Consider the following 4,051-nt stretch of genomic DNA (forward strand, 5'->3'; position numbering starts at 1 on the left):
TTGAACCCGTGTTACCGGCGTGAGAGGCCGACGTCCTAGGCCGCTAGACGAACGGGGCTTAGAACTGTGATACGACTTGAAGCAGTATCACTGCTGGCCTACCAGGACTCGAACCTAGAATGACGGTACCAGAAACCGTTGTGTTGCCAATTACACCATAGGCCATCATCGCTTTGAGCTTTTAACCACCTTGGAGGCGAACCCCGCGGTGTTGCTCGCTGCAACGATTTATTACTATAGCCACCGTTTCGGTTTTCACACAAATCGCCACGTCATCGCAGCTTTTTGAACTTGAAAAGGTGCGTTTTAGCGCGTTCTAATTACAACGTTGCGCTTTGCACCAGCCGCCGCTTCCGACTGTCCAAAACGGTCGCGGCCCCACTCCCAACGCATTGCGGGAATGGGGCCACGAGAAGCGCCAGCTAGTAGCTACAGCTTTGCCCCTACTGCTGCGCAGGCGCCTGGAACGGCGTGACAGCCAGAGCGGCGCGCAAGCGATTGAGGGTGGACTCCTTGCCCAGGAGCTCCATGGACTCAAACAGTGGCGGAGAGACCTGCTGGCCGGAGATAGCTACGCGCAAAGCTCCGTAGGCCTTGCGCGGCTTCAGCTCAAGCTCCTCAATGAGGGCCTTGGACAGTACGGACTCAATGGCATCCGTCTTCCACTCCTCCAGCTCCTCCAAGCGAGCGATGGAGACCTCCAGCGGCTGCACCGCATCTTCCTTGAGGTTCTTCTTTGCGGACTTCTCGTCGAGTTCCAGCTCGGCATCCGGAGTAACCAGGAAGCTCATGAGGCCATAGGCGTCGCCAAGCATCTTGATGCGGGTCTGCACCAGGTCTGCCACGAAGGCAAACTTCTGCTCGTCATAATCTGCCGGGAAATCGGTGTACTCGGTCAGGTAATCACGCAGACGCTGCGCGAAGACCTCGGGCTCTAGCAGGCGAATGTGATCGGCGTTGATGGCCTCTAGCTTCTTCTGGTCAAAGCGAGCCGGGTTACCCAGAACGTCTTCCACATCGAAGTTCGCAACGAGTTCGTCCACGGAGAAAATGTCCTGATCCGCAGACAGGGACCAGCCCAGCAGGGACAGGTAGTTGAGCATGCCTTCCGGAATGATGCCGACGTCGCGGTGATTAAAGAGATTGGACTGCGGGTCGCGCTTGGAAAGCTTCTTGTTTCCCTCGCCCATAACGAACGGCAGGTGGCCAAATTCCGGGGTCTGCTTAGCGATGCCGAGTTCCTTCAGCGCCTCGTACAGTGCCAGCTGACGCGGAGTGGAGGAAAGAAGGTCCTCACCGCGCAGAACGTGCGTGATGCCCATCAGCGCGTCATCGACCGGGTTAACCAGAGTGTAAAGCGGCGCGCCGTTGGAACGTGCAACGACGTAGTCCGGCTGGGTCTCAGACTTGAAGGTCAGCTCACCACGAACGAGGTCCTTCCAGGTCCAATCCTGCTCCGGCATGCGCAGGCGCCACACCGGCTTGCGGCCTTCCGCCTCGAATGCCGCAATCTGCTCGTCGGTGAGATCGCGGTCGTAATTGTCGTAGCCCAGCTTCGGGTCACGGCCGGCCGCCTTGTGACGCTCTTCCACTTCCTCGGCAGTGGAATAAGCCGGGTAGACGTAGCCACCTTCCTTCAGCTTCTCCAGGACATCGGCATAGATGTCCATGCGCTGGGACTGGCGGTAAGGCTCGTGCGGACCGCCCGTCACAACACCCTCGTCCCAGTCCATGCCCAGCCACTTCAGGGAGTCAATGATGGCCTGGTAGGACTCTTCGGAGTCACGTGCAGCGTCGGTGTCTTCGATGCGGAAAACCAGCTTGCCACCAGTATGGCGCGCGTATGCCCAGTTAAAAAGCGCAGTACGAACCATGCCCACGTGCGGGGTGCCGGTGGGCGATGGGCAGAAACGTACGCGTACGTCAGAAGTAATTTCAGTCATGCCCACCATGGTAATGCAGGCCCTTTAGGCCTGTGCCACCACCCAACTCCCGCCGCTTCCACGGGTTCACCCAAAATAGGGTAAATGGAAATAGAATTCAATAGTGTCTGCCAGCGGTTTCACAATCGACATCAGACCGCTTAAACAAAATGGAAACTATTTTCTATAGTGAAGGCCTTGGATCAGAATTGAAGAAAGGGCTCCACGCTGTGGCACAAACGCGCACCCGCTTTCTAGCCATACTTACTACTCTCTCGCTTATCGCCCCGGCACCGGCCTTCGCCGGACCCGACGACGGAAAGGCAGTCGCCACACAGGGGCACGTCGATTCCCCCAAAACATTTTGGGAAGACGATAACTTCACGCTCAAGTCTGAGCATAACTCCACCACCACAGACCTAGCAGACACCGTCGCGTGGATCGGTAAGGGCTGGAATATCGACGGAAGAAACCAATACCAATTCACTCTGCCAGACAACGGCGCTTTCGACTTCATCGGTCAGGCAGACAAGACCTACTACACAGCACCAGCCAACATCTTGGGCAGCGCCGATCCAATCTGGCTTGGCTTCGGCGCGGATTCCGGGCTGCCTGAAGATGACTTCCGCGATAACTTCGCCTCGCTCGACATCCTCTCGGTAGACGGTCCTGGCGATTTCGAGCTTTTCAGGTATCGCGACTCCGAGGGCGGCCTCGACCGCTTCATCGGCACCACGTCGAACTCCGCGTATTCTTCGATGCTGCACGCAGGCTCCCACACCCATAACTACACGCTTTTCACCAAGCCTGGCCGCTACGAGGTCACCTACCGCACCACCGCGCGTAAGAAGGACGGCACGCTCGTCGCCTCGGAGCCGACCACCACTTCCCTACAGGTAGGAGGCAAGAAGCCTGCCTATAACCCGACTCCTTCCTTGCGGGAGCGCTACGACGCCGCGACTGACGGCGATGCCTCTGCGGCAGGCTACAAGCTCGACATTGCTCCGAAGTCCAATCCTAAAAAGGACGGCGACGAGAACCTGTCCACTATCAGCTTCAATGCAGAAAACAAGGCTTCAGGCACGCTGACGCTGCTTATCGACGGCTATTTCCTCACCGATCTGCCTGTAACCGACGGCCAGGCCGAGTGGGACGAATTCCTGGGCCCTGAAAAGTCCAACATCCAGGCAGTCTTTACTCCGGAAGGCTCGGAACCACGATGGATCTCGGAGCAGGTTGAATACGCTCCAGGCACAACAAATTCGACGGATTCGACCAAGTCTGCCGATGCGTGGGAAGAAACCCACAACGTGCGCAAGCTTGCGCCGCAGGAGGAGATGACTCCGACGAACAAGAAGTTTCACGCCAAGATTGAGTCAGTCGGCGAGTCTGCATCCAAGGTCGTCGTCGATACTGAGGACAAGAACTTCAATGGTTTTATCAGCGGCGGCTTCTACGAAGACGACAGCGATATCGCCACTCTTGATTTCACGGGCGCTGTTACCAACGGCCACGGCGAGTTCCTTGTGGACGATGCGGCCTTTTATGACAACTACAAGCTCAAGTTGACGCTGAACCCACATCCGACGGTCAAAGCGGAGTCCGGCTCGGTCGTCGTCGCTGATTCCTATGCCTTCGGTAAGACCTTCGAAAAGGACGGTGCTCTGGGTACTTCCCCACAGCACCAGGACGCCGACAAGCGTAAGGAAGGCGAGAAGGAAGAAGACGCTGCCGATCCTTCAACCACGTGCAACGAAAAGCTCGTCCTGAACCGCGGCCACATCGACATCATGGCCACTCGAAAGGACGATCACTTCGATATGCGTCTCAAGGACGAGACCAACATCGGTGCAAACAAGATGGTGATGCGCCGGCTTGACGACGTCGTGATTGCCGTGCGCGACAACGCTCTGAGGAAGCGCTCCGAAAAGTTCGGAGGTGCCGAGTACGACTTCATGAACCCAGTCGGCGAAAAGACTTATGTCTTGCCGCAAACGCAGAACCGCGACATCATCTGGCCGGGCTACAACACTGAGAACCTTGATTATTCGCAGTTCAAGGACGGTAAGGTGCACCTGAACCTGCAGCCAAAGGAGATGCCGGAAGGCGCCACCTTTGGCATGTGGACC

At 57.2% G+C, this 4,051-nt stretch carries 2 protein-coding genes and 1 tRNA gene; 1 reads left to right on the top strand and 2 read right to left on the bottom strand.

What is annotated here, in order from left to right; all coding sequences use genetic code 11:
- Window positions 1-93: 93 nt before the first annotated feature.
- Window positions 94-165: transfer RNA gene (locus HMPREF2724_RS07650), tRNA-Gln, on the bottom strand.
- A 278-nt stretch (window positions 166-443) separates the two neighbouring features.
- Window positions 444-1,952 (bottom strand): glutamate--tRNA ligase, encoded by a 1,509-nt coding sequence (gene gltX, locus HMPREF2724_RS07655; RefSeq protein WP_070588089.1) that lies wholly within the window; start codon window positions 1,950-1,952, stop codon window positions 444-446.
- 200 nt (window positions 1,953-2,152) lie between these two features.
- On the opposite strand from gltX, the gene HMPREF2724_RS07660 reads away from it, so the two are divergent.
- A partial coding sequence (locus HMPREF2724_RS07660) for a choice-of-anchor M domain-containing protein (RefSeq protein ID WP_070588092.1) occupies window positions 2,153-4,051 on the top strand: 1,899 nt, incomplete at its 3' end.

It is taken from the genome of Corynebacterium sp. HMSC071F07, assembly GCF_001810285.1.
Taxonomy (GTDB): domain Bacteria; phylum Actinomycetota; class Actinomycetes; order Mycobacteriales; family Mycobacteriaceae; genus Corynebacterium; species Corynebacterium simulans.